Source organism: Mesorhizobium sp. ES1-6 (assembly GCF_020164775.1).
GTDB lineage: Bacteria > Pseudomonadota > Alphaproteobacteria > Rhizobiales > Rhizobiaceae > Mesorhizobium.
On the sequence record NZ_JAIUGU010000002.1, the window covers coordinates 161,809 to 184,888 of the forward strand.

The following is a 23,080-nucleotide window of genomic DNA, read 5'->3' on the forward strand; positions in this document are numbered from 1 at the left end:
ACTATTTGTGGTCGCGGGGCACTGGGAAATCAAATTCGTTCAAACTTCCATTACAATAAGAGGAAAACTGCATGACCCCTGCTCCCGAACAGCTCAGCCAGCCGGATACCGTGTCGATAGCGGCCGACATTGTCGCCGCCTATGTGTCGAACAATCCACTGCCGGTCAGCGAACTGCCGAAACTGATCGGCGACATCCATGCCGCCCTGAAAGGGCTCGGCACGCCGGTAACGGAACCTGTGGTCAGGCAGGAACCGGCAGTATCGATCAGGAAGTCCGTGACGCCCGACTTCATCATCTGTCTGGAAGACGGCAAACAATTCAAATCGCTGAAGCGCCATATCGGGGTTCACTACAATCTTAGCCCCGAGGAGTATCGGCAGAAATGGAACCTGCCGGCCGACTATCCGATGGTGGCGCCAAACTACGCGGCCACCCGCTCGGCCCTTGCGAAGTCAATAGGCCTCGGTCGCAAGCCAGCGACGTCCGCACCGGCTGGTGCAGCAAAAACAAAACCGCCTGTTCGTGCTGCAGCAGCAAAGGCAACTGCGGCGTCAGTCAGGTCGCCGGTGAAGAAGGCGCGGAAGGCACCCGCCAAAGCCCGATAATCTGGACCTGGCAGATGCCTTCGGCAGACCTGGACATGGCGAAGCCCCGCCTTGCGGCGGGGCTTCGTGTCAGCTGGATCACTCGGCGGTGCGGCGGGACCAGATGAGCGAGAATTCGCCCTCTGTGTCGGCCTCGACCAGGCTTGCATAGACCGGAGCGGGGAAGCTCGGATCGTCCAGCTTGACGGAGTGGTAGTCGCGGCCCTCTCGCGAGGTTTTCTTCCATGCCGCACCGAACTCGGTGTCACCAGCGAAGAGGCGGAAGGCCGGACCTTTTTCAGCGTCGCCTTCGGCCGGGGCAAACGTCACCGACTTTACGTTGAGTGTGAGGGTCCTGATCGCGCCGGAGAAGCCGTTTGCGGTGCGGGAGAAAGTTCCGATCGTAGCCATTGTGGTGGTTCCTTCTGGTTTCTCGGGCCGCGCCCATCGCGGCCTCGATGGTGGTCGTGAGACCGGAGACGATCGGTCCGCACCCTGACGGGCTGAAACGGAGTGAAGGACGGCGTCGCGAGGCTTTCCTGGACCGCGAGGAATGGACGCGCAGCGGACAGGGGAGGAAAACGCAGGGACGTCGTTGCGGCAAGACGATCGAGACCGAGTGCAGCGAAGACGGTCTTCGGTCAGACCTGGTCCATTCGAGGGCGCCACGTGCGCAGCCTGGAATCAACGGACAGGGAGGAAACTGCCACAGGGGCGATCGTGAACCGACAGCCTCACGTTTCGCATGATGCCGGCTTTCAGCTTTCCTGAGGTAATCCCGTCTCAACCGTCAGCGATCATGCTGTCCGTCCGGCATGTCGGACAAACACGGCCTGACAGTCAGTTCATCCCCAGACTCCGGAGCACCCAAGATAAGTAACTCGCCTGTCCTACCGCTGGCGGCTGTCCACGAGCTGGACAAAATCCATGACAGTCATCAGCCACGACCGCTGGCTCTCCCGATAGGTCTCGTGGAGTTTCGCCGGCAATACCAGCTGGAGGCGCTCCGCCTTCATCTGGTCGGTCTGGTTCTCGGATATGGCCGGCTCAAGTGTCAGCAGATGCTTTGACGGGATCCGTGCCGCCTCAGGAAGCACCTGGCGCCAGCGGTCTTTCAGCGTCGATTTTGACGCCAGCATGGTCAGCAGGTCTGGAGAAAAGCCGGGATCACTGTACTCGGCATGACCAGGAAAGAGAAAATCCGGCCTGTTGCGGTTTTCGGTCTCCGCGCCCCGCGAAAACCGGATCGAGCGCGCCTGGAACAGCGCTTCCAGATGATGCTCCAGCGACTGGCCCGCCCGGGATTTCCGGCGGTTCTGCACGCTCAGGGAAAATGCCAGAAAACCGTCCACGTCAGCGATACCATCACCACCAACAAATCCGTTGCCCAGCCGCTGCGCAACAATGTGGCGCTCCAGCCGCCGGAACAGAGCCTCTTCCCGTTCCAGCCACGCCATGAGAACCACGTCAGGATTATCCAGTGCCGAGACACCAGCGAGAGAAGTCCGTGCAAGCTGCGAGAATTCCCGCGTACCAGGGAACTTCATGCCAAATCCTTCAATGAGCATGTCAAGTTCGCCGGCCTCCGGCTCTTCGAAATCGATGCCAAGCTCGTCAAGGATATAGCGCGCGGCAAAGTCGACGGTGGCGGCCTGGTCCTCGGTAATTTCTCGGCCGGTGAACTGGAGTTCGGGCTGGTCCTCAAGACCGAAAAGCCACAGCAGCTGGTTCTGGACGGTGCTGTCGGCGGGCGTGACGATCGTCATCGCCGAACCGTCGCGAAGCAGGGCGACAAACAGCGTATCGCCTTCCTTCATCAGGTCGGTCACGTCGTTTGCGTAGTAATAGAGGTGGTATTCGGTCCGCGTCGCGTGCTTTCTGCGTGCATCGTACCAGCTCAGCATGCCGTCGGCTGCCACACCTTCCTGTTCCTCCCCGAGCCATATGAACCGCGTCGGGATCTTTTTCCGGTCGGCATCGCCCATCAGTACACGGAGGGTGCGGGAACTGTTGAACTCATGCTGGTTTGAACCGTCCGGTGTGGTTTCGACCATGCTCAGCCGCTTGACGGCCACACCTTCGAAGTAATCAGAGAGCAGGCCGCGTCTGATCATTCCCGCCCTCTCACGACGATCTGTAGCTCACCGGACTCAAGCCAAGTGGCGCACCGGGCGATTACATCGTCCAGGGCAAGGGCAGTTCGTCCACGTATGGCGCACTCCCAGACGACCCCGCAGCGCCACCCAAGCCCGGCCAGGGCCCGTTCAGCTTCGTCATCCCGCTCCCGGTTGCGGGCGATTTTTTCACGCCAGAATTCAGGCCGTGTTCCTGGCAGCCGGAAGAGATGGCAGTCGTGCCCATGCCAGAAACAGCCATGCGCGAACAGGACCGCCCGCCGGCGGGGAAATACCATGTCAGGGCGGCCAGGCAGGCGCCGGTCATGGAGCCGGTACCGGAATCCGCCCGCGTGAAGGGCAAGCCGCAGGATCATTTCGGGCCTGGTGTTGACGCCCCTGATGCCAGCCATCATCCGGCTGCGCACCTCGGGCGAAACAGTGTCAGCCATTGGCCGCGAGAGCCCTGTCTGCATCGGGCCGTGTGACCCGGCGGACAAGCGGTAGCGGTCCGGCGGTGGGCGTGCGCCCCAGGGCTACTTCCAGGTAGGGCCGGATGGCCTGCGCGACAAACTCGACGACAGGCACCACCACGGCGTTGCCGAACTGCCTGTAGGCCTGTGTGTCGGAAACGTCGATGCGGAAAGGACGGTCAGGACGCTCGAAGCCCATGAGCCTTGCGCATTCCAGAGGTGTCAGCCGCCGCGGCCGTCTGCCGGGCTGGTCAATCAGGACCTCGGACCCGTCCTTGTAGTAGCGCGCCGACAGGGTCCGGGAGACGTCATCGGGACCAAACAGGCTGAAACCGAAACCGTTGCCTGCGGCACGGTGCTTTTCCCTGTACCTCTGGAGGTATTCCCACAGGCGTGGCGTCAGGGTGTATTTCGGGTCTACCTCGTCATGATCCTGGAGGATGGTCCCCAGCTTCGGCCCCGAGCCCGGTTTCGGCAGCACAAGCGCTTCAAAATCGAAATCGGTCCGATCCCTGAAACCGACGATGAATATCCGCTCCCGTTTCTGGGGAACCCATGGCTCCGAGCTGATGACCCGGTGCTGGACGTGGTATCCCAGCTCGTTGCGCAGCACGTTGATGATGGTGGCGAAGGTGCGCCCCTGGTCGTGGCTTTCGAGATTCTTCACGTTCTCCAGGACAAACGCGGCTGGCCTGTGATGTGCAATGATCTGCGCCGTGTCGAAAAACAGGGTGCCCTGCGTGTCGCACAGAAAGCCATGCGGCCGGCCCAAGGCATTCTTCTTGGATACGCCGGCAATGGAGAACGGCTGGCACGGAAACCCCGCCAGAAGCACATCGTGCTCTGGCACCTTCTCCGGGTTCTTGGAATACTCCCGCACATCGCCGCCGATCGGGTGGTTGTCCGGGAAATTCAGCGCGTAGGTCTTCTGGCAGCCAGGATCCCATTCTGACGTAAACACGCAGCGTCCGCCGATGGTTTCGAAACCCATCCTGAGGCCGCCGATGCCGGCGAAGAGATCAATGAACCGGAAGCCGGCCGGCGACTGTTCCACCGGCGCAAGCCGCTGGCGGGCAGCTTCCCTGAGCGTGCGCATGGCGAGCCTGCTTGGCTCGCTCCTGCCCTCCTCGTAACGGTAGACGGTGCGCAGCGCCACCTCCAGAAGGCCGGCCGCCTCTTCCAGGGTCAGACCTGCCTGGTCGCGGAGTCTGGTAAATTCTGTACGTCTGGCGCGCATCGGATGCTCCGAATCATTTCTGTGTCATTTTTTGACAGCCTGACACTGGATGTCCTAACGGGCAATGAATTTTGTTCTCTTTTTGTTCATTAGCGTACCTGCATCCACATGTTTCGTTCTGACGGCCCCCGATACCCGCTTTGCCCGTCAGAGTCCTGCCTCAGGCAGGACTGGTTCCGCCGCGCCCAGCGGCCCAAGGGAAAAAGGGCGCACAAAGCGGAGGCCATGAAATGTCCGCAAGACAGGCAGGTCCCATTTCATTGCCAGAGCCAGTTCGTGACCTCGAGACCGGTTAACGGGGTGCCGAAGGAGCGTCAGCATGGCGACGCCGCAGGCGGGACGCGGGGCCGCCGCCCCCGGCGAGAGGTGCCGTTTCCGGCGCCGCCGGTGCCGCGCCAGCGGCCCCAGGAAAAAGGGCGCACAAAGCGGAGGCAAAGAAATGTCCGCAAGACAGACAGTTCCATTTCATCGCCGGAGCCAGTTCGTGACCTTCGAGACCGGTTAACAGGGCTCCGAAGGAGCGTCAGCATGGCGACGCCGCAGGCGGGACGCGGGGCCGCTGCCCCCGGCGAGAGGTGCCTTATGAAGCGGCTGGTCCGCCTTGGTCGTGGCGGGCTGAACTTCCGTTGAGCCGGAGCCTGGCGTTGCAAATGGACCCAGACGACGGGTCCCTTGCGAAGCGCTCCGGCGACCCGAACGGTCCGGACAGCGTACTGTCTGCCCCCGCAGGCCCTGGCTTGCAGATGCTGAGGAATTCCTTGCACTGGCAGGTGAAAGGCAAGTCGGGCAAAAGTAGACGACACGCTTCCCATGCGCTTTTTCTTGCTATAAATCCGGTGTGGGAAATATTGGGGGGATTTTGACATGATGCTGCCGACACGCGGCAGGCGGTTCCGTGCTTGACTCGGTCGGCACCGTAGCGGTTTCGCCGCTGTTCAGGCTCGCGCTTTCGAAAGGCCCCGAGAGCTCCATCCTTCTGCACCTCAGGCGCGGAGCGGCTGTCAATGGACGTGACGCGTCAGGGCGAACGCCGTTGATGATCGCGGCCGCGCTTGGACGTGAAGACATCTGTGCCCTTCTGCTGGACGAAGGGGCGGAAGCATCGCTCAGGGATCCTGGCGGCCTGACTGCTGCCGAGCTTGCCACAAGGGCAGGATACCGGGAGGTCGGGCATTATCTTGCGCAGGTGGCTCTGGCGGATACTGTGCTTGACCAGCGGGCCATTGAAGAGTTCCGCACCCCCGAGCCAGCAACCGGCGCCGCGGGATGGGAGCCCGAGCAGGATTTCCAGCCGCCAGAGAGCAGACAGGCGCCCGACGAGAGCGTTCTGGCTCTCCAGGCAGCCATTTCGTCGCATCGGGCAAGGCTCGATGACGACGACTGGTCGTCTGCCGAAATCTCCCTGCCCGCTACATCCTCCGCCGGCCGGACCCTGGTCCTGCCTGAGCAGGCGGTCATGATTCTGGCCGATGCGATTGCCAGTGGATGGATCTCGGGCCGCAGCCTGCGGCAGGCCTGGCCGGAGGCCACGGTCGATCAGCGGCTCCTGTTCAGGCTGATTGTCCAGCAGACCGGCGTCAGAATTGTTCCGGGCAGACTCGCAGCCACGTTCCTGAGCCTGGGCGCGGTTTTTGCTGACCGGCATGACAGGGAGCTTGCCAGGGCAGCAATCAGCCAGCTTGAGGAAGAGCTGAACAGTCTTGCAGCTGCCGAACGATACATTGCCAACATCCGTTCGTATTCTGCCTTCAGCCCCGAACGCGAACAGCGGATATTCATGAAACTGGAGCAGTCACGCAAGGAAGTGACTGACGCAGTGAAACGCTGCCTCCATCTGCTCGGTGGTATCGAGACTGCCACCACACCTGATGAAAGCGTCGATGATCCGGAAGATCCGGACAGTGTAACACCCGTGCCCGGTGCAGACGTTCTCCGGGATGACACAGAACTGCCTGAGGCAGATGCTGGCGCAGGGACCCTGCCCTATGAAGCCCTTTTCAGGGCGGTGGAACAGGCCGGCATCTACCGGCACGATCCAGCCGTTGTAGCGCTTTCGGACGCGCTCGAAAAATATTGCGCGGCACGCAACCGGGCGATGGAAGGCGGCCTGAAACTCGTGCCGTGGATCGCGCGAAAGTACAGCAGGAGGGGACTGCCGCTGGACGATCTCGTCCAGGAAGGGAATCTCGGCCTGATGCGCGCTGTAGAAAAATTCGATCCGCTCAAGGGTGCGCGATTTGGAACATATGCGTCCTTCTGGATCCGCCAGCGGATGCTCCGGGCTGTCGATGACCAGTCGCGCGTGATCCGGCTCCCGGTGCACCTCGGCGAGCGGCTGAAAAAAATCATGCGACTGCGTGAACGTTCACGCGCCGAGTTCAACCGGGACGCTACCGTCGCTGAAGTGGCACAGAAAATAGAAGGTACGCCGGACATCGCGAAACGCCTTCTCAACATCCCGGCGACCGTGAGGCGGAAGATTTCTGACAGACTCGCTGATGAAACCGTTTCTCCGCCGGATCGCCGCCACGATGCGGCATGCCTTCGCAGACTGATCGCGGGTGTCCTCGCGCAACTTTCGCCCCGCAGCGAGCGGGTAATCCGGCTGCGGTTCGGGCTGGCGAATGTTGATGAACATACGCTTGAAGAGGTCGGGGATCTTTTTGAGGTCACCCGTGAGCGGATCCGCCAGATCGAGGCCAAGGCAATCAAGATCCTGAGACATCCAAATCGCTCAAGTGTGCTGCAGCCATTCCTGTGACAGCAACTGTTCCGCCACGTTCGAGAAACGCCCCACCCCGTGCCAGTGCCATGGTCGAGGCCCTGCGCGGGCTGGGCTATTCACCTGCCACCGCCATTGCCGACCTAGTCGACAACAGCATTGCTGCCCGAGCCTCCGCTGTCGACATCCGGTTCGTCTGGAACGGGCCGGACAGCAGCATCTCGATAACCGACAATGGCGCAGGCATGGACGAGCAGATGCTGGATTCAGCGATGCGTCTTGGCGAAAGAAGCCCGCTCGAGCAGAGGGAGAAAGGCGATCTTGGCCGGTTCGGCCTCGGACTCAAGACGGCGTCATTTTCGCAGGCGCGACGCTTGACTGTAGCATCAAGACGCGATGGCGCGACCTGCTCGCTGCGCTGGGACCTCGATGTTCTGCGTGACGACCCGACGGGGAGCTGGTCACTTCTGGAAGGACCCTCGCCCGGTTCTGAATCGCTGCTGATGCCTCTGGACGACATGCCCAGTGGAACAATGGTTCTGTGGGAGATCATGGACAGGATCGTGCCCGCCGGCTCCAGGGACCAGGATTTTCTGGCGGTGATTGACCGCATTGAACGGCATCTCTCCATGGTTTTTCACCGCTATCTCGAGGCCCGCCGTCTGGTTATCCGGATCAATGGCACAGCCATCCGCCCGTGGGACCCGTTTCTGCGCAGCCGCCCGGACACCTGGCGGTCGGGATCGGAATCGTTCCGGGTCAACGGCCATGGCATTGAGGTGGAAGGTTTTGTCCTTCCCCACAAGGACCGGCTGACACCAAAGGAATACGACGAGGCGGCCGGACCGGACGGGTGGACGTCCCAGCAGGGCTTTTATGTATACCGCAACGAACGCCTTCTCGTTGCGGGGCACTGGCTCGGTCTCGGGCAGGGCAGATCGTGGACCAAGGAGGAGCCGTTCCGGCTTGCGCGCATCCGCCTCGACATTCCCAACAGTGCTGACGAGGACTGGAAGATCGACATCAGGAAATCGACCGCGCGACCGCCACTTGAGGCAAGAGCGCGCCTGTCGCTGTTTGCAGAAGACGTTCGCCAGCGTGCGCGCAAGGTCTTTGCATTCCGGGGCAGAGCGGAACGGTCTTCGGGTGCCGGACCGGTCTCGCCCGCCTGGCATGCGACGCATCTCACGGGCGGCCTGCGCTACCAGGTCGACCGCAATCATCCGGCTGTTGCCGCCGTAATCGAGAATTCAGGTGCACTCCGGGACGACGTCATCGCAATGCTGAGGATCATCGAGGAGACGGTGCCGGTACAGCAGATCTGGCTCGACACGGCGGAGGCAAAAGAGACGCCACGCACGGGTTTCCAGGGCGTACCGCCGGAAGAGGTGCGATCTGTCATGCAGACCGTCTTCAACAACCTTGTGAACCGTAAGGGGTTCACGGAAGAGCAGGCAAGACGCCAGCTCGCGGCCACCGAACCCTTCGACAGCTGGCCAGCCTTTGTCGAAACACTGAAATCCGTCTCCAGAGGATAGGCCATTGAGCAACCAGAGCGTCATCAAGTTTGCCCAGGAGCTGCTGGTCAATGAGGATCCCGGCACGATCAGCCCCGCGATGATCAGCGCCAAGATCGACCAGGTGCTTGCGTTCCAGCCAGCCTGGCGTGAGGGATTCGACCTGGATGCAGCGATCGCCGAGCTGGTGAGACGCTTCAGCGTGTGGGTCGGAACCGACTCCACCATACGCAACGATGAGGGCCACAGGGCGTGGCTTGAAGCTTCGCGCAAGAGCGACTGGCGATACTGGCAGCGGTATCGCGAGTATCTCGAGGCACGGATGTCCCTTGCAGCGGTTGATGGCCTTGACCGCTCCACCGACATGATCCTCGGGATGCTGGAGGATCCGCTGCGTGACGGAGGATGGGATCGACGGGGGCTGGTCGTGGGCCATGTCCAGTCGGGCAAGACCGGAAACTATACCGGCCTGATCTGCAAGGCAGCCGATGCGGGCTACAAGATCATCATCGTGCTGGCCGGTCTCCACAACAACCTGCGCTCGCAGACGCAGATGCGTCTCGACGAGGGGTTCCTTGGGTATGAGACAAGGCCGATTGCTGACGATATCCGCGAGATTGGCGTCGGCCTCGTGGACCGCGATCCCTCGATCCGTCCCAACTACGTCACCAACCGCACCAATAACGGTGATTTCAGCACAGCCCGTGCCAATACGCTCGGCATCACGCCCGAGCAGCGGCCGTGGCTTTTCGTGGTCAAGAAGAACAAGACGGTGCTCGAGCGTCTGCTCGGCTGGGTGCGCCATCACGTTGCCGACGCGCAGGACGAGAACGGGCGCAAGATCGTCAAGCGGCTGCCGCTGCTGCTCATCGATGACGAGGCTGACCATGCCTCAGTCGATACGGGCGAGCAGATCTTTGACGAGGATGGCAACCCTGACCCCGAGCACCAGCCGACCGCGATAAACAGCCTTACCCGCAAGATCGTGCACACCTTCAGCCGGTCCGCATATGTCGGATACACTGCGACGCCGTTTGCCAACATCTTCATTCACGAGCGGGGAGAAACAAAAGAGGAAGGTCCGGACCTTTTCCCCTCTGCCTTTATCGTGAACCTGGCTGCTCCGTCGAGCTATGTCGGCCCGGCGCAGATCTTCGGGCTCCGGTCGACAGCAGGACGCACGCCTGGACTGCCACTTTACCGGGAAGTGGGCGATCACATGTCGGAGGACGGCAGAAACGGATGGATGCCGCACACCCACAAAAACGGCTATGTGCCCCGTAGCGACCGCGAGACAGGCATTCCGGCCACGCTGGAGGCGGCAATCGACTCCTTCCTGATCGCCTGCGCCGTGCGGCGGCTGCGCGGCCAGGGGGATGCCCATTCCTCGATGCTGGTGCACGTCACAAGATTCACCTCCGTGCAGAAGATCGTGCATCAGAAGGTCGAGGAGTACGTCCTGTCGCTGCGCCAGCGCCTTGGCCGCCAGATCGGACATGAAGACGCCGAGGCGCGTCTCGGCCAGCTGTGGCTCGCCGATTTCGTCCCGACAAGCCAGGTTTCAACAGAGAGTTTCGGGACCCTTGCTGGAGATGCAGCACTTCCCGCGTGGCCGGATGTCCTCGAGGCAATACGGCTGACCGTCGCCGACATCGACGTCCGCATGATCAACGGAACGGCCAAGGATGCGCTCGACTATGCAGACCAGACTGGCCCCGGACTGAAGGTGATTGCCATTGGCGGCGACAAGCTTTCGCGTGGGCTCACCCTTGAGGGCCTGTGTGTCAGCTATTTCCTGCGTACGTCGAAAATGTACGACACCCTCATGCAGATGGGCAGGTGGTTCGGATACCGTCCCGGATACATCGACCTTTGCCGGCTCTACACCACTGGTGAACTGGCGGGCTGGTTCGGACACATCGCAGACGCCGCCGAGGAACTTCGCGAGGAATTCGATCTCATGGCCGCTTCTGGCGCCACTCCGCGGGAATACGGGCTGAAGGTCCAGTCACATCCTGTGCTGCTTGTCACGTCGCGGCTGAAGATGAGATCGGCCAAAAGCCTCATGCTCTCGTTCAGCGGGCAGGTTTCGGAAACGATCACCCTCTTCACAGACGAAACCGTGCTGAAGCGCAATCTGGACGCTGCGACAGATCTCGTCCGCAGGCTCGGAAAAGGCGAGGACAATCCCGAACGGCAGCGGGGAGATGGCATGCAGCGCTGGCAGGGACGGCTCTGGGACAATGTCGGCGCCACCGACGTCACTGCGTTCCTGAGTTCGTACAGGACGCATCCGGACGCATACAAGGTCAACAGCGTCCTGCTCGCCGAGTTCATCACGAAAATGAATCTCGTCAATGAGCTGACCAGGTGGACTGTCGTCGTTGTCGGCGGCGGGCGCGGCGTGTCCCATCCACTTGCAAGGGATCTTGACGTGGCCATGCTGAAACGGTCGTCAGATGGTGTGGAAGGGCGTTATTCGATTGGACGGCTGCTGTCTCCGCGCGACGAGGCTCTCGATCTGGATAAGGATGAATGGGTGGCGGCCATGGCGATCACCAGGAGCGGCTGGAAGCCTGATCCTGCGCGTTCCCGATCCGCAGAGGCCCCCTCCGATCCTTCGGGACCGGCTATCAGGCGGGTCAGGGGTGAGGGCATCAACGGGCAAGGCGGACATCCCGAGCGCGGCCTGCTTCTGATCTATCTCCTTGACCCGGCCCAAGCAGGCGGGAACGTGCCGGCGGACCTGCCGCCGGTGGTCGCCTTCGGCATCAGCTTCCCTGCCAGCGAGTCCGGAACAAAGGTCGAGTACAAGGTGAACAACGTCGCATGGATGCAGGAGTATGGTGGTGCTGACTGATACCGGCGAACTGGAGGCCGCATGGAGTGCGCTCGCTGGCCAGAAAGCGGAGAAGGGCTTTCTGACGGTTGCACTTGGCCATTCACAACCCCGCTTCAGGGGCGGGATTGTTTTTCCTGAAGGAGGCGAGACACTCCTTGTGGGATTCAATGTCGAAACCGCACCCGTCAAAGCCGAGCTGCCCGAAGGGAGCGGGTTCCGCGTCGAGACTGCAGGAGAAGCGCTGGCGCAGGGCTTCGGATTATGGGTCTGCCTGATCCGCCAGGCGGGAGCTGGCCGTGATCTTTTTGTCCAGATGTCGGCCGATATTGTCGCTGCGCTTTCGGCTACCTCCACGAAGTCGGACAGCTGGCTGCTCGCGCTGATGCTTGCCCGAATCAGGGCATGGCAGGATTTTATGCGCAGGCCCAAGCCAGACCGGCTTTCACCGGAAGAAGAGATCGGTCTGTATGGCGAACTGGTCTTTCTTCGTGAATCGCTTGATGCGGGCGCCGTTCCCGACATCATGGTCCATTCATGGGCAGGCCCCCGTGGCGGACTTCAGGACTTCCAGAGCGACACCATAGGGATCGAGGTGAAGTCGACGACATCGGTCAACGGCTTCCCGGCACAGATCAGCTCGCTTGAACAGCTGGACGGTCTTTCCGGCCGGCCGGTTCTGCTAGCCGGTCTCCGGCTCTGCCAGCAGCAGACCGGCCAGACGCTGCCCGAGCTGGCTGATGCCCTGAGAGCCCGGGTCGCATCATCCCGGGATCTCGCTGCCTCCATGGACCGCGCGCTGCTTCTCGCCGGTTATGACGGTTCCGCTGCAGATCTTTATTCCCGCCGGTTCGATCTGGTGGACGTCCGCGTTTTCGAGATCGATGACAGTTTTCCCTGCCTGCTCAGAAGTTCAACTGATCCTGCAATCAGGGCAGCAGTCTATGAAGTCGATCTTGACCTGGTGAATGCGAATGTCATTTCACTGCCCGAAGCTCTTACCCGTTACGGAGTGCTTTCCGCATGACCCTTCAGGAATTTCTGGTTCAGACCCAGAGCGAGGTAAATGCCCTCGTCAGTGACCGCATGACGGAAGGCGGATATCTCAAGGCGGAGGCTGCCTTTACCGACGTGGTCATGCAGCACATGGCCGAATGTGGCATGACGTTTGATCCCCGTGTTCTACATATCGAACGCAAGGTCGGTGCTGCGACGCTCAAGCTGAATGGTTACGCCGTGTCGGACGAGGCTGACCAGGTCGACCTCTTCGTCACACTGTATTCGGAGGCCGATACGGTTCAGACCATATCGGACAGCGAGGTTGTCAAGGCAGCCGAGCAGTGCCTCAAATTCCTGGGCAGCTCCGCGGATGGCAGACTGGTGAAGGCAATAGATCCTTCCGATGATGCCTACGAGTTCAGTCTGACAATCCGGGACTGCTACGCCGACCTCGAGCTGGTCCGTGTCTACGTGCTGACTGATCGCCAGGCCAAGACCAGGACGTTCAAGCCGCGTGATGTCGCCGGAAAGTCGGTTCGGCTGGAGGTCATGGATATCGAACGCCTTCACCGGCACTGGTCGGAAGGAAAGCCGCGTGACGAACTGGTCGCCAGTTTTGAGGAGCTCTGCGGCTCCCCGCTGCCGTGCGTCTATGTGCCTGGTGAAAACGAGGAATATGACTACGCGCTCACGGCTATTCCGGCAAATGCCCTGCGGATGCTCTACGACCGCTATGGAGCCCGGCTTCTCGAGGCAAATGTCAGATCGTTCCTGAGCCAGACCGGGAAGGTGAACAAGGGAATCCGGGACACGCTGCGGGACACGCCAGAGCGCTTCATGGCCTACAACAACGGTATCGTCCTGATTGCTGACGAAGCAGGCCTTGGGCCCGCGGGCGACAGCTCGACGGGCCTTGCCTGGCTCAAGGGAATGCAGATCGTGAATGGCGGCCAGACCACCGCCTCGATCTATTTTACCAAGCGGAAGTTCCCCGAGACAGATCTTTCCCGGGTCAGGGTTCCGGCAAAGGTGATAATCCTGCACCGGCACGACCCCGAGGCCGAGGAAATCCTGATTGGTGACATCTCCAGGTACGCCAACAGCCAGAACGCTGTGAAGGTTTCCGATCTCTCCGCCAACAAGCCTTTCCATGTCGAACTCGAGAAACTTGCCCTGTCGACCTACTGCCCTGATGGCATCGGTCGCTGGTTCTATGAAAGGGCGGCCGGCAGCTACAATGTCATGCTTGCGAGGGAGGGAACGACTCCAGCCAGGCTGAGACAGATCAGGGACGCCCTGCCCCCAGCCAGAAAGATTGGCAAGACCGATCTTGCCAAATACATCCAGGCCTGGTCCGGCAGGCCGCACATCGTTTCACTTGGCAGCCAGAAGAATTTCGAAAGGTTTATGGCCGAGCCCGAAACCACGACAGCCGGGTCTCTGGACGTGCCGGGGTACAAGAAGCTGATTGCACAGGCGATCCTGTTCAAGGCAACCCAGAAAGTGGTTCGAAATGGTGGCTTCAGCCAGGCTCAGGCAAACATAACCGCCTACACCGTGGCCTATCTTGCGGAGAAAAACCGCAGCCGGCTTTCCCTGGAATCGATCTGGCAGCGCCAGTCAGTCTCGCCGCAGCTGTCGAGCTTCATTTCCGAACTCGCTTCGAGAATGAACGAGGTACTCGTTCAGACGGCCCGTGGGGCCCAGGTATCCGAATGGGCAAAAAAAGAAGAATGCTGGGACAAAGTGAAACTTGCGTCGCTTCCGGAAATTCCTGGTGGGGTGCCCGAGCTGGCACGTTAGGAGAAATCTTTTGGCAACCGGCACAGGCGTGCTTTCGAACCTGTTCAGGGGGATCGTCTTCAAACGGCTGAGCCCTGTCGAGGTCGATGCCGTGAGATCAAACCAGCATGAGTTTAATGGCTCCAGGCCCCTGATCGAGCTGTTTGGCCGTGAACAGCCGCAGCGCCTAGACACCGATTTCTACTGGATGTCCAATGACGGGCAGCTCCTGTCTGAAAGAGGTATGCTTACGTGGTATGATGCGAGAGCACGTCATCCGACACGGACGGAGTACCGGCTCTACTACTACGACAATTCCGTGACCCGGAAGGCAACTGCGGGAGACACCCTCCTGATCGGCCGCAAGCCTGATAAATCGACATTTCTCCTCATAGCGCCTTCGACCGGCGCGGCAGCAACGCGCATTGCCTGGCTCTTCGGCATCGAGGTCGAACCGGGCGCGGCTTTCACTGCGCTCGATCTCGATGCCGCAGAGCGTTCAGGACTCAGTATCGCATTCGGCATGGACAATCCGGATGAGATGGCAACCTGGGAGACAGACGAAAGCGTACGATTGTCCGACGAACCTCCCGAACTGCGAAATTCCATCAGGATCCTGCAGAAAAGGCTTGGAGAACATGCGAGCAGGCCAGCGGGCAAGGCATTGTCCACTTTTCAGCCCGAAGAGTAAGCCGGCCTGCTGCTCTCGGTCGAGATGACAGGAGATATGCCCTATGGACCTCACGAAACCGCAGGATCTCCTTTCTCTGCCTCGAGGGCAGACCATTACCAAAAGGAATCTCTACGATCTGATCCAGTTTTCAAAGGTTGTGGCATCTCCATACTGGGGCGGGACCGACTTTTCGATCGGGAATACGCCGCAGCAGGGAATCAACTGGATTGGTGCGCCACCACGCGTCCAAGGGGTGGTGATCAAGACGCGACCGGGCTCATACGAAGAGGACGGATGGGTAGACCAGACAAGGGACATCTATCGATATTCTTTCAAAGCCAGGAACTCCAGAATCTCCTATACCGAAACCGCAAACAGTGTCCTGATTGACCAGCCACTGCATATGTACCCGGTCCTTCTTTTTACAGAGAGTGGACAGGGGTGGGTTTTCGAAGGGGAGTTCTCGGTTGCTGAAATCGAGGACACCAACGTCGTTCTCCACAGATACATTTCCGGTGCCCATCAGACCTCGATTCTGGACGACGAAATGGTCTTTGAAGAAGGCGGCAGGCGGTACGCTGTCCATCTTCTTGCGGAGAGAAGTAAAGGTGTGGTCGCTCTCCTCAAAAGTGCGGGTACTTTCGTCTGCGAAATCTGCGATGTCGACTTTGCTGTCCGCTACGGAATGGGATACATCGAGGCGCATCACAAGGTGCCGATCTCGAGCTACAGCTCAAGGCATACCGTCAAAGCTTCGGATCTCGCGCTGCTTTGTCCCAACTGCCACAAAGGAATCCATCTCCACATGAAAATGGATGGAAAGAGCTACCCAGAGATCAAAGACCTGATCCGCTCCCGCATGAAACTGGTGAGCACGAGATAAAGCTCTGCAGCGTCTGCACGATAGATTTCCTTCGCCAGACTGTTGTCATAGGTTCGCGGGCACTGGTATCGCCTGGCATTGCATGGGTACCTTGTTGTCAGCCTCTCTGCCAATCACGCATCACCGGCATCGCCGCTACGGTTGAGGCGCGAATCTGATGCCCTCTCGTCAGCGGAGTCAGGAAATCCCGCTCCCGGACCGCGCTGGCCTCCTTCCATTGTTGAAATCGACAAGGCATTCCCCTGGGAAACCGGCTTGCGCCTGCCCGCGGTTTCCGCAATCCTGACCGGATGCGAAATTCGCTTATTGCATCTGCGCTGACGCTCGCAAGACTGCGGCTGGCTCAAAGGCCCCGCGCCGGTGCAGAGGAATGGAAACCGCTGTCGACGGCCGCTACAGGCACTGCAGCTGTCCCCGAGGTGTACTACCCGCCGGACGAGCTGGAGCGACAGCGCGAAAACACGAAGCTGGCGATCGAACGCGCTACTGCCTACATCGCCTTTGAACTGGAAAAAGCAGAAAGGCGTAGAGAACGGCGCGCCTCGCGACAATGACCCGGACATCCTTTGCTGAAGAGCTCGAGAGCGCCGCGGATCGCATTGCGGACGTATCGCGGCCGGATCTGCAGATCATCCTCCGTCGTGCTGCGTTGATGCTCAGGAATGTCGCCGGCGTGTCTCTGGAGCCGGCGACGGAGGATGCACTCAATGCTGTAGCTGCCGAGATGAAGGTGGGTCGATCGGACCTCATTCAGATTGTATTGCGCGAGTGGCTGGAGACAAACACCTATCTGCCGCTGCGTACCATCGATGAGGAGAGCGAAACAGACGGGCACGCATAGTAGCGGCGGACGATGGCCCGTCCAGCTAGAAGAGCCTCACATTGCCATTCGGTTATCCTCAAGTGCCGTTCGGAGTTCCTGCTCGAATATCCAATGTTCCCGCGCTATTGGTAGCGCCGAGGTTGTCTGCACCAGCAATAAAGACAAGCGTGGAATCGACAAAAACGGGGTGGGCACGAACGAAAGCAGTATTGCAAGCCGCGCTGGGAAATAGCAGTCAACCGGAGTCTCCTCCTCACCTCTGGAGCGTTTGATGACTATTATAATGGCGGGATGAAGGCTAACCATTGGACGGGGCGTGGGTGAGATGGTGCTTCTACCGGAATGGAACGGACGAACGGCAAAGCGTGAACTCGATCCGGTCGGGCTTCCGAATGGTGGCGTGCCACTCTACCAGTCACTTCTTCTGGGCATCAGCAACGCCACCCTGCGCATTGGGCTTACGGCGGCGGAAGTCGACGGCCCTGCTGCAACCAAGATGCGCTTGGACCGAGAGTTCGGCGCGCTCCGAGGAGGAGTTGCATGAGCCCACCGTGGACGACAGAGGGCCGCCCGCGAGCGCTTCTTTTCCGCATCACCGATGATGCATTGTACGTGGCCAACCACGGCCGGCGCTTCGACCGCCGCGGCGTCATATCCGTTTGTCGCGAGAACTTGAGCGCCAAGGCCGTCCGTGGACTCGGAGAGACGCTCGACGACGTGTCCGACCGGAAACTCGTGGACGCGATCCGAGAGCGGCGTCTCGAGGTCTACCGGATCGATCGCGACCAGCTTCAGGAGGATGCGAACCACGAGGACGAGACGAGCCGCGACTATGCGGGGCGATCGCTCTGGGAGCTGTTGCAGAATGCGGACGACGCGCTGGCCCCCACTGGGACGAGCTCGGCGGACCTCATCGGCGCGAAGGGACTGGGCTTCAAATCCGTCCTGGAGATAAGTGACCGTCCGAGCATCCATTCGGGCCCATTCAACTTCGGCTTCGACGCGGAAATATCCAAGGTTGCGTTGGAGGCGATCCAGACCGATGCACCCCGGCTGACGTTCAGGCTGCCACATCAAATCGAGCGCGACAGCGAGGCGGCCGAGTTGCTCCGTGCAGGCTATGCCACCATCATCCGCCTGCCGTTCCGGTCGACGAAGGGCAGGGATTCAATCTTGGCCAGACTCGAAACCCTCGATCCCCATTTTCTGCTTCTGTGTCGCCACCTCGACACCGTGCTCGTGGAGCAGCAGGGTCAGCAAACGATGAGGCTTTCAGTCGCGCGCCAACGTGGCACGACGCTTCGGAACTCGCCGGCTACGCTGTCGATCGTGCGAGGCGACATTGCTATCTCTAGCGAGTGGCGCATCTGGAGCGCTCTTGCCACGGCTCCGTCCGAGCAGTCGAAGAGCCTGAGCGCGGCCATCGCAGTGCCATTCGACAACGGGATTGCCGGGCCGGCCGCCGCGGAGATCCCGGTACACGTGTTCTTCCCAACGAATGAGACCATCGCGACCAGGTTCCTCGTGCATGGCTCCTTCGCCCTTACGAGCAACCGGAACAGCATCCGTGCTGACGATAACGATCACTTGGTCCGGGAGCAGCTTCAAGGCCTCGTCCTCCAAGTCATCCGGGACGTTCCAGCCACCTCGGTGGTGAGGCTGTTCACCGACATCGTCCGTGCGTCGAAGAGTGGCCGCGTTAAGCGGCCGGATCGACTGATCCAGCAGGCAATCGCGCGGACGGTGACGGAAGCGGAGTTCATCCCGGTGATCGGTGGCGGAAGCGTGAAGCCCGCCGAATGCAGGGTTTGGGAACACGAGCTCGATCGTGTCGTGCCGCGGAAGCTGGGCCGCGAGAAGAAGCTTGCCGTGCCGACGCTCTCGCCCGTCTTCGACGAACTGAGGTCTGCATTCGAGGCTCAGCCGCTCCGTCCGGTTGACTACGCCGAGATTCTCTCCCGCACGCGGGCACTGACCCTTGATGCGGCCGTGCACTGAGGATCGCCTACACGGGTTGCCTCGCGTCGACGCAGCAGGACACGGTCATGCAGACGCTTGCGCATGCGCAGATTTGGCCGACCGAGGGCGAGACTTTCCGTGCGCTGGATCAGGCGCCGAGCCTGCTCCGCCATCGGCCGGAGGAATGGCCTGCATGGCTACCGGCCGACACGCTTCATCCAGACGCCGAAGAGCTCCTGAACGGCTACGACGCGGCTGCAAGCGCGCGCTGGGCGCCGTTGCTTAAGGGCCGGCTGCTTCGAACCCCAGACGATTGGCTCAAGCGCTGCTTGGTCGGTACGCTCGAAGCGTGGGGCGACGAGGATTGGGAAGCCCACGGCTTCGAGGCTCTCGGGCTCATCGAGAAATGGGTAGATGTACCGGAGTTCGGCCCCCAAGGAGCCTACGTCGAGCACCCCGAAGATACGAGCGTACGTGCTGCGCTGGCCAGCGTTGTGCGGGTGCCGACAAGGGATGGCTGGGTACCGGCAGTCGAGGCGTATGCGAACCGCGACCTGGGCGCGCCGCCGGAGCTTGCCATGTACTTCAAGGGGGTTTCTGATCGCTACGTCGCCGGGGCATCCCGACAGGCAACCCTCCTGTTCGGGTTGAAGCGATGGAAGGCGCTGCTGCGGTTTCTCGGCGTGGCCTGGGAACCCAAAATACAGCTGGTGTCGCCAAACGGTTCGCTACCGATCGATCCGGCCTACTCCCGGTTCCGGCAGTCCCTGACGGAACACGGCCTGAGCTACATCAACCAGGAATGGTATATCGAGCACTTCCCCGCTGCACTTGACCACCTCGGACCCTCACAAGTCGCGACCTGCATGATGACGCTGTCCGCGGCGGTGGCACCGCTCTATGGCCGATGGCGCAAGGTGTACAGCGCGGACCGAACCCACGCGCCTATGCCCTTCAATTCGTTTGCCAACTACCAGATGCGACAGGAGCGGTACCTTCCCCAACGGCCTTTCGGCGGGCGCCGGGGCGACCGCCTGGCGCCTCACGAACTCTTCTGGCCCGGGAAGGGCGTACCGGGGATCACGCCAATTCTCGACGTTGGCACTACCAATACCTTGAGGCGCGCTGCCTTGAAGGCGGCCTTCGTGGACCGTCTCGGTGTGCGCAGCTCCCTGCCGACCGATTGGGCCACCTGGTGCGCCTGGTCCGACGAGGTTCTCGCAAGCATCGAGGCCGGCGAGATCCCGTCGCCGAAATCGGTGCGCGATTTCTACGATGCCCTCCTACGCACCGCACACCGGCCCAACGGAACGTCGAAGATTACTAGGGTCGCGGCAATCCGGCCAGGACAACAGGACGAGGTGGTCGTAGAGAAGTCGGCGGACACGCTTTGGATCGACCAAGGCCGCTTCGAAAACCAGGAGGTGCTCAACGGGCTCGGGCTGCTGGGAAAGGCGATTCTCCCGGTACACCTCGAGCGAGGCATCGGTGCGGTCCAGGCGCTCGGCGTGCGCCGCGCATCCGAGATACTTGGTGTGGAGCCAAGCTATGAATCGGCTCCCGACAGGCGGACAAAATTCCTGGAAAGCAGGGTGGCAGGCCGACGGGGGGCGCTCGCCGCCATATGCGCGACCAAGGCGCAGCCCATGAAATCCATTCCGCGCCTGATCGCTGTTCAAGACCTCCGCCTTCGCATCTCGATCGAGGGTCAGCTGCTCGCTGACAGGAGCTCGGCATGCTACAATAACGGCTCCGCGTGGCTCATCAGCCTGCAGGCCCCCGATCAATGGGAAGCTGTGGCGGCTGCGCTAGCTGAGGGCTTCGGTGGCCACGCGGCGGACCTCAAGTACCGGTTCGCGAAAGTTCTCAAGGCGCGGCGCGACGAGGTCGCGGCCATCCTCGCCGACGACGGCATCCCGGGATACCGGATCAAGGAGGCCATGAATGACTTTGACGGGGCCGAGGATGAAGAGGATGAGACCGAGGAGGGAGCTGAAACCGACGTTTCCCGATCGAGTGTCGACGAAGAGAGCGAAGGTGACGACGTTCAGGATGTCGATCCATTCGATGACGATGAAGACGGAACCGAAGACGGAGAAGTGGGCGAGGACGGTCCCAGAGTTGACGATGGGATCAATCAGACAGACGACGGTGGTAACGGCAACGAGGGGAACGCCCGCCGCTCTGGTGGAGGACGGCCCAAGGGTCGTCTAACCCGCAAGAAGCTGTTCGGCGGCGGCCGCAATCAAGATGAGCAGAAAAAAGGGGCGGGACGAGAAGCGGCCGAGGTCGCCAAGACGGCGGCGGCCCGGGGGATGCGCGCGGAGGCATGGCTCATGCAGCAAATCACCTATAATCTAGATCCCTCTTGGTCATGCACGGCGAACGTCAGGGACGATCAGTTGCGTGAGACAGACGTCCTACTTTCGCGAGCCGGGGAGGAATGGCACGTCGAGGTGAAGAGTTTGACCGCCGAGCGTCTTTACTGGTCGGAGTTGGAGCGCGAGAAGGCCGAGCGGCACGCAGGTCGCTACTTCATGGCGCTGCTTGTCGAGAACGGCGACGGCTCCTACTCAATCCGGTGGTCTTGGAACCCGCTTCGCGACCTAGCGCCGCTGGAGCGCCGCGTGGAATGGCTCTGGGAGGCCGCGACGGAAGGTCCTTCGGTACGTGATGGCTGGCACCTGGAGGCTGGTGTTCGCTGGCCCGAGCGCCGAGCGGATCGGTTCGTGCACGTAGTCCGGGTCACGCGGGAAGACTTGGATGGCCTAGAGGAGGATGATCCAGGCCTCGATCGGCTCAGGAGAAGGATCGGTGACCTGGCCGGGAGCGGCGCTTGAATGGTGTCAATCGTGATAGGTCCAATCGTTGATATCTCCTATCCGCCTGAAGATACCGTCAACGCCCTCGGTGGTGGGATCAGCGCGTGTAAGCCAGTCCTCAGCCCACGCTATCCATTGTTCAATGCTCCGCCCGTCAATTTCGGCAGACTGGTCAACATTCATCGAGCGAAGCGTCACGAGAAAATCGCGGACGGTGGCAAGCTCGTGCCAGTCTTGTGCCATCTCCTTGAAGCAGCGCCAGCGGTTCGCGTCGCGCTTGCGCCGTCGCTGCTCTTCATATCGGCGTTGTTCCGCGATCTGACGCTCGCGCTCTGCGGCTTCCCGATCCTTTCGCTGTTGAACCAGCAACGGCCCAGCAGCCACGAAGGTGGTGAGGATGTCAGGCAACATATCCTCCATTGCCAGTTTGTCGCTCTCAACCCATTGGCGCCGTAAACCGCCAGGCCACTGCCACGTCTTGATCTCGAAGACGAGACGTCCGGTTGCAACCAGCTCCTGCTTCCAGCGATTGTCGTCGGGCGAACGCCATCGCTTTTCATCGGCCGTTGGCGGCCGACGTTCCTGCTTTTGCTTCTCACGAACCTGGAACTCGACTTTTTCTCCCAGAACCTCCGCAAAGAGTTGGCGCCGGTCTCCCTGTTTGACCCTGCCGCCATGACGTTCGATGGCCTTGAACAGAGCGTCCAGAATCCGGTGCTTCCGGCGATCGTTTTGTGTGAACTCGCCCGGATCGTACAGACTGCGACTCCACGGATCTCGCTCCCTGCGCGCTCGCTGCTTCTTCTCCTCGTGCTCGGCGAGCCAGGCCGCGATAACCCCATGAGGCCGCAAAAGACGCTCGCTTACATCTATAGCAGGCTCGCTGGCGCGGGCCTTGTCTACCAGCTGCTGCACCTCCGGTGGCAGATCAATTGGCGGTGGCGGCAACGGTGTCGGGCGAATGATGATCGCATGCGCGCCACCAGATTCTGGCAAGGCAGGCTGTGCCGGTGCCCTGCCCACGGCCAGCTTCGCCCAGTAACCCCGCGGCGGATACGGGATCTTCTCCCGATCACAAATCTTGGCGAGACCGTTGCCGCTGATGCCAAACTGCTCAGCAAGTCGAATCATCGGCGTTGTCCAGACCGAGCTATATAGGTCGTCGCGCGTTATCGTAGTCGGTTGTGTCGGACGCGGCTTGATCAGCGCCGGCATTGGCACTGGCACTTCGATCAGTTGTGCCGGGATGTCAGGCTTTGGAACCGGATCCGCTTTTGGTGTTGCCGTCCCTTCTGTCAGCCTGGGCCGGCGCATTGCGCGTGGCCTCCCGGTATCCAGAAGCAGAGGTTCTGTGCATTCCGCTGGCGTCGGCGGCAATGGCTGCTGAACGACAGGTTTCCCGAAGTCCTTTCGCATCCAATACCCAGCAGGCGGAGTGGGTATGCCCGCACGACGCAACAGGGTGCCCAATACGCCCGTGGTTGTCCCGAGCTCTGAAACAATGTGCGACATCGGCTTTGACCAGACCCGGTCATAGAGTTCCTGGCGGGTGAAGCGGTGTTCCATAGGCGAGGCAGGTCTTCCGGAGGATCGAAAAATGTAGTGATTGCGGTTGTTACGCCCGATGAACATAACGGAGGACGTCCGATC

The 23,080-nt window shown here is 61.0% G+C and carries 16 protein-coding genes; 11 read left to right on the top strand and 5 right to left on the bottom strand.

Going from position 1 to position 23,080, the window contains the following annotated elements:
- Nucleotides 1–71 precede the first annotated feature (71 nt).
- Nucleotides 72–608 carry a MucR family transcriptional regulator gene (locus LB564_RS05535; RefSeq protein ID WP_224535715.1) on the top strand — a complete coding sequence of 179 codons (537 nt, stop codon included), beginning with the start codon at nt 72–74 and terminating at the stop codon, nt 606–608.
- A gap of 78 nt (nt 609–686) precedes the next feature.
- Here LB564_RS05535 and LB564_RS05540 read toward each other — a convergent pair whose 3' ends face one another.
- From LB564_RS05540 to dcm, 4 genes are all read right to left on the bottom strand, one after another.
- Nucleotides 687–998, bottom strand: coding sequence for a DUF736 domain-containing protein (locus tag LB564_RS05540; protein WP_224535717.1), 312 nt, complete (start codon nt 996–998; stop codon nt 687–689).
- A 479-nt stretch (nt 999–1,477) separates the two neighbouring features.
- Nucleotides 1,478–2,701: a type II restriction endonuclease gene (locus tag LB564_RS05545; RefSeq protein WP_224535719.1), complete on the bottom strand. Its 1,224-nt coding sequence runs from the start codon at nt 2,699–2,701 to the stop codon at nt 1,478–1,480.
- A complete protein-coding gene (locus LB564_RS05550; protein ID WP_318012768.1) occupies nt 2,698–3,177 on the bottom strand; it encodes a very short patch repair endonuclease in 480 nt (159 codons plus the stop codon). The genes LB564_RS05545 and LB564_RS05550 overlap by 4 nt, the downstream gene beginning before the upstream one ends.
- A complete protein-coding gene (gene dcm / locus LB564_RS05555; protein WP_224535722.1) occupies nt 3,146–4,411 on the bottom strand; it encodes a DNA (cytosine-5-)-methyltransferase in 1,266 nt (421 codons plus the stop codon). The genes LB564_RS05550 and dcm overlap by 32 nt, the downstream gene beginning before the upstream one ends.
- A gap of 895 nt (nt 4,412–5,306) precedes the next feature.
- Here dcm and LB564_RS05560 point away from each other — a divergent pair.
- The 10 genes from LB564_RS05560 (at nt 5,307) to LB564_RS05605 (ending at nt 21,448) form a co-directional block, all read left to right on the top strand.
- Nucleotides 5,307–7,172 carry a sigma-70 family RNA polymerase sigma factor gene (locus LB564_RS05560; RefSeq protein ID WP_224535725.1) on the top strand — a complete coding sequence of 622 codons (1,866 nt, stop codon included), beginning with the start codon at nt 5,307–5,309 and terminating at the stop codon, nt 7,170–7,172.
- Between the two features lie 50 nt (nt 7,173–7,222).
- Nucleotides 7,223–8,671: an ATP-binding protein gene (locus LB564_RS05565; RefSeq protein WP_224535727.1), complete on the top strand. Its 1,449-nt coding sequence runs from the start codon at nt 7,223–7,225 to the stop codon at nt 8,669–8,671.
- Between the two features lie 4 nt (nt 8,672–8,675).
- A complete protein-coding gene (locus LB564_RS05570; protein ID WP_224535729.1) occupies nt 8,676–11,510 on the top strand; it encodes a Z1 domain-containing protein in 2,835 nt (944 codons plus the stop codon).
- On the top strand, nt 11,494–12,516 hold the full coding sequence (locus LB564_RS05575; protein WP_224535731.1) for a PD-(D/E)XK motif protein: 1,023 nt from the start codon (nt 11,494–11,496) through the stop codon (nt 12,514–12,516). Before LB564_RS05570 ends, LB564_RS05575 begins: the two co-directional genes overlap by 17 nt.
- Nucleotides 12,513–14,291 carry an AIPR family protein gene (locus LB564_RS05580; RefSeq protein ID WP_224535732.1) on the top strand — a complete coding sequence of 593 codons (1,779 nt, stop codon included), beginning with the start codon at nt 12,513–12,515 and terminating at the stop codon, nt 14,289–14,291. The genes LB564_RS05575 and LB564_RS05580 overlap by 4 nt, the downstream gene beginning before the upstream one ends.
- Nucleotides 14,292–14,301: 10 nt before the next feature.
- Nucleotides 14,302–14,961 carry a hypothetical protein gene (locus LB564_RS05585; protein WP_224535734.1) on the top strand — a complete coding sequence of 220 codons (660 nt, stop codon included), beginning with the start codon at nt 14,302–14,304 and terminating at the stop codon, nt 14,959–14,961.
- A gap of 43 nt (nt 14,962–15,004) precedes the next feature.
- On the top strand, nt 15,005–15,826 hold the full coding sequence (locus LB564_RS05590; RefSeq protein WP_224535736.1) for an HNH endonuclease: 822 nt from the start codon (nt 15,005–15,007) through the stop codon (nt 15,824–15,826).
- A gap of 550 nt (nt 15,827–16,376) precedes the next feature.
- Nucleotides 16,377–16,667 carry a hypothetical protein gene (locus LB564_RS05595; protein WP_224535738.1) on the top strand — a complete coding sequence of 97 codons (291 nt, stop codon included), beginning with the start codon at nt 16,377–16,379 and terminating at the stop codon, nt 16,665–16,667.
- A 522-nt stretch (nt 16,668–17,189) separates the two neighbouring features.
- Nucleotides 17,190–18,647, top strand: coding sequence for a hypothetical protein (locus LB564_RS05600; RefSeq protein ID WP_224535740.1), 1,458 nt, complete (start codon nt 17,190–17,192; stop codon nt 18,645–18,647).
- Nucleotides 18,648–18,694: 47 nt separating this feature from the next.
- Nucleotides 18,695–21,448: a hypothetical protein gene (locus LB564_RS05605; protein ID WP_224535742.1), complete on the top strand. Its 2,754-nt coding sequence runs from the start codon at nt 18,695–18,697 to the stop codon at nt 21,446–21,448.
- A gap of 6 nt (nt 21,449–21,454) precedes the next feature.
- Here the strand turns inward: LB564_RS05605 and LB564_RS05610 are convergent, their stop codons facing one another.
- Entirely contained in the window at nt 21,455–22,996 is a 1,542-nt protein-coding gene (locus LB564_RS05610; protein ID WP_224535744.1) for a hypothetical protein, read from the bottom strand.
- Nucleotides 22,997–23,080: the final 84 nt, after the last annotated feature.

Coding starts and splice junctions, on each gene's coding strand:
- LB564_RS05600 (WP_224535740.1), top strand. CDS start 17,190: ATGAGCCCACCGTGGACGACAGAGGGCCGCCCGCGAGCGCTTCTTTTC.
- LB564_RS05565 (WP_224535727.1), top strand. CDS start 7,223: ATGGTCGAGGCCCTGCGCGGGCTGGGCTATTCACCTGCCACCGCCATT.
- LB564_RS05610 (WP_224535744.1), bottom strand. CDS start 22,996: ATGGAACACCGCTTCACCCGCCAGGAACTCTATGACCGGGTCTGGTCA.
- LB564_RS05605 (WP_224535742.1), top strand. CDS start 18,695: ATGCAGACGCTTGCGCATGCGCAGATTTGGCCGACCGAGGGCGAGACT.
- LB564_RS05580 (WP_224535732.1), top strand. CDS start 12,513: ATGACCCTTCAGGAATTTCTGGTTCAGACCCAGAGCGAGGTAAATGCC.
- dcm (WP_224535722.1), bottom strand. CDS start 4,411: ATGCGCGCCAGACGTACAGAATTTACCAGACTCCGCGACCAGGCAGGT.
- LB564_RS05590 (WP_224535736.1), top strand. CDS start 15,005: ATGGACCTCACGAAACCGCAGGATCTCCTTTCTCTGCCTCGAGGGCAG.
- LB564_RS05535 (WP_224535715.1), top strand. CDS start 72: ATGACCCCTGCTCCCGAACAGCTCAGCCAGCCGGATACCGTGTCGATA.
- LB564_RS05575 (WP_224535731.1), top strand. CDS start 11,494: ATGGTGGTGCTGACTGATACCGGCGAACTGGAGGCCGCATGGAGTGCG.
- LB564_RS05550 (WP_318012768.1), bottom strand. CDS start 3,177: ATGCAGACAGGGCTCTCGCGGCCAATGGCTGACACTGTTTCGCCCGAG.
- LB564_RS05595 (WP_224535738.1), top strand. CDS start 16,377: ATGACCCGGACATCCTTTGCTGAAGAGCTCGAGAGCGCCGCGGATCGC.
- LB564_RS05540 (WP_224535717.1), bottom strand. CDS start 998: ATGGCTACGATCGGAACTTTCTCCCGCACCGCAAACGGCTTCTCCGGC.
- LB564_RS05545 (WP_224535719.1), bottom strand. CDS start 2,701: ATGATCAGACGCGGCCTGCTCTCTGATTACTTCGAAGGTGTGGCCGTC.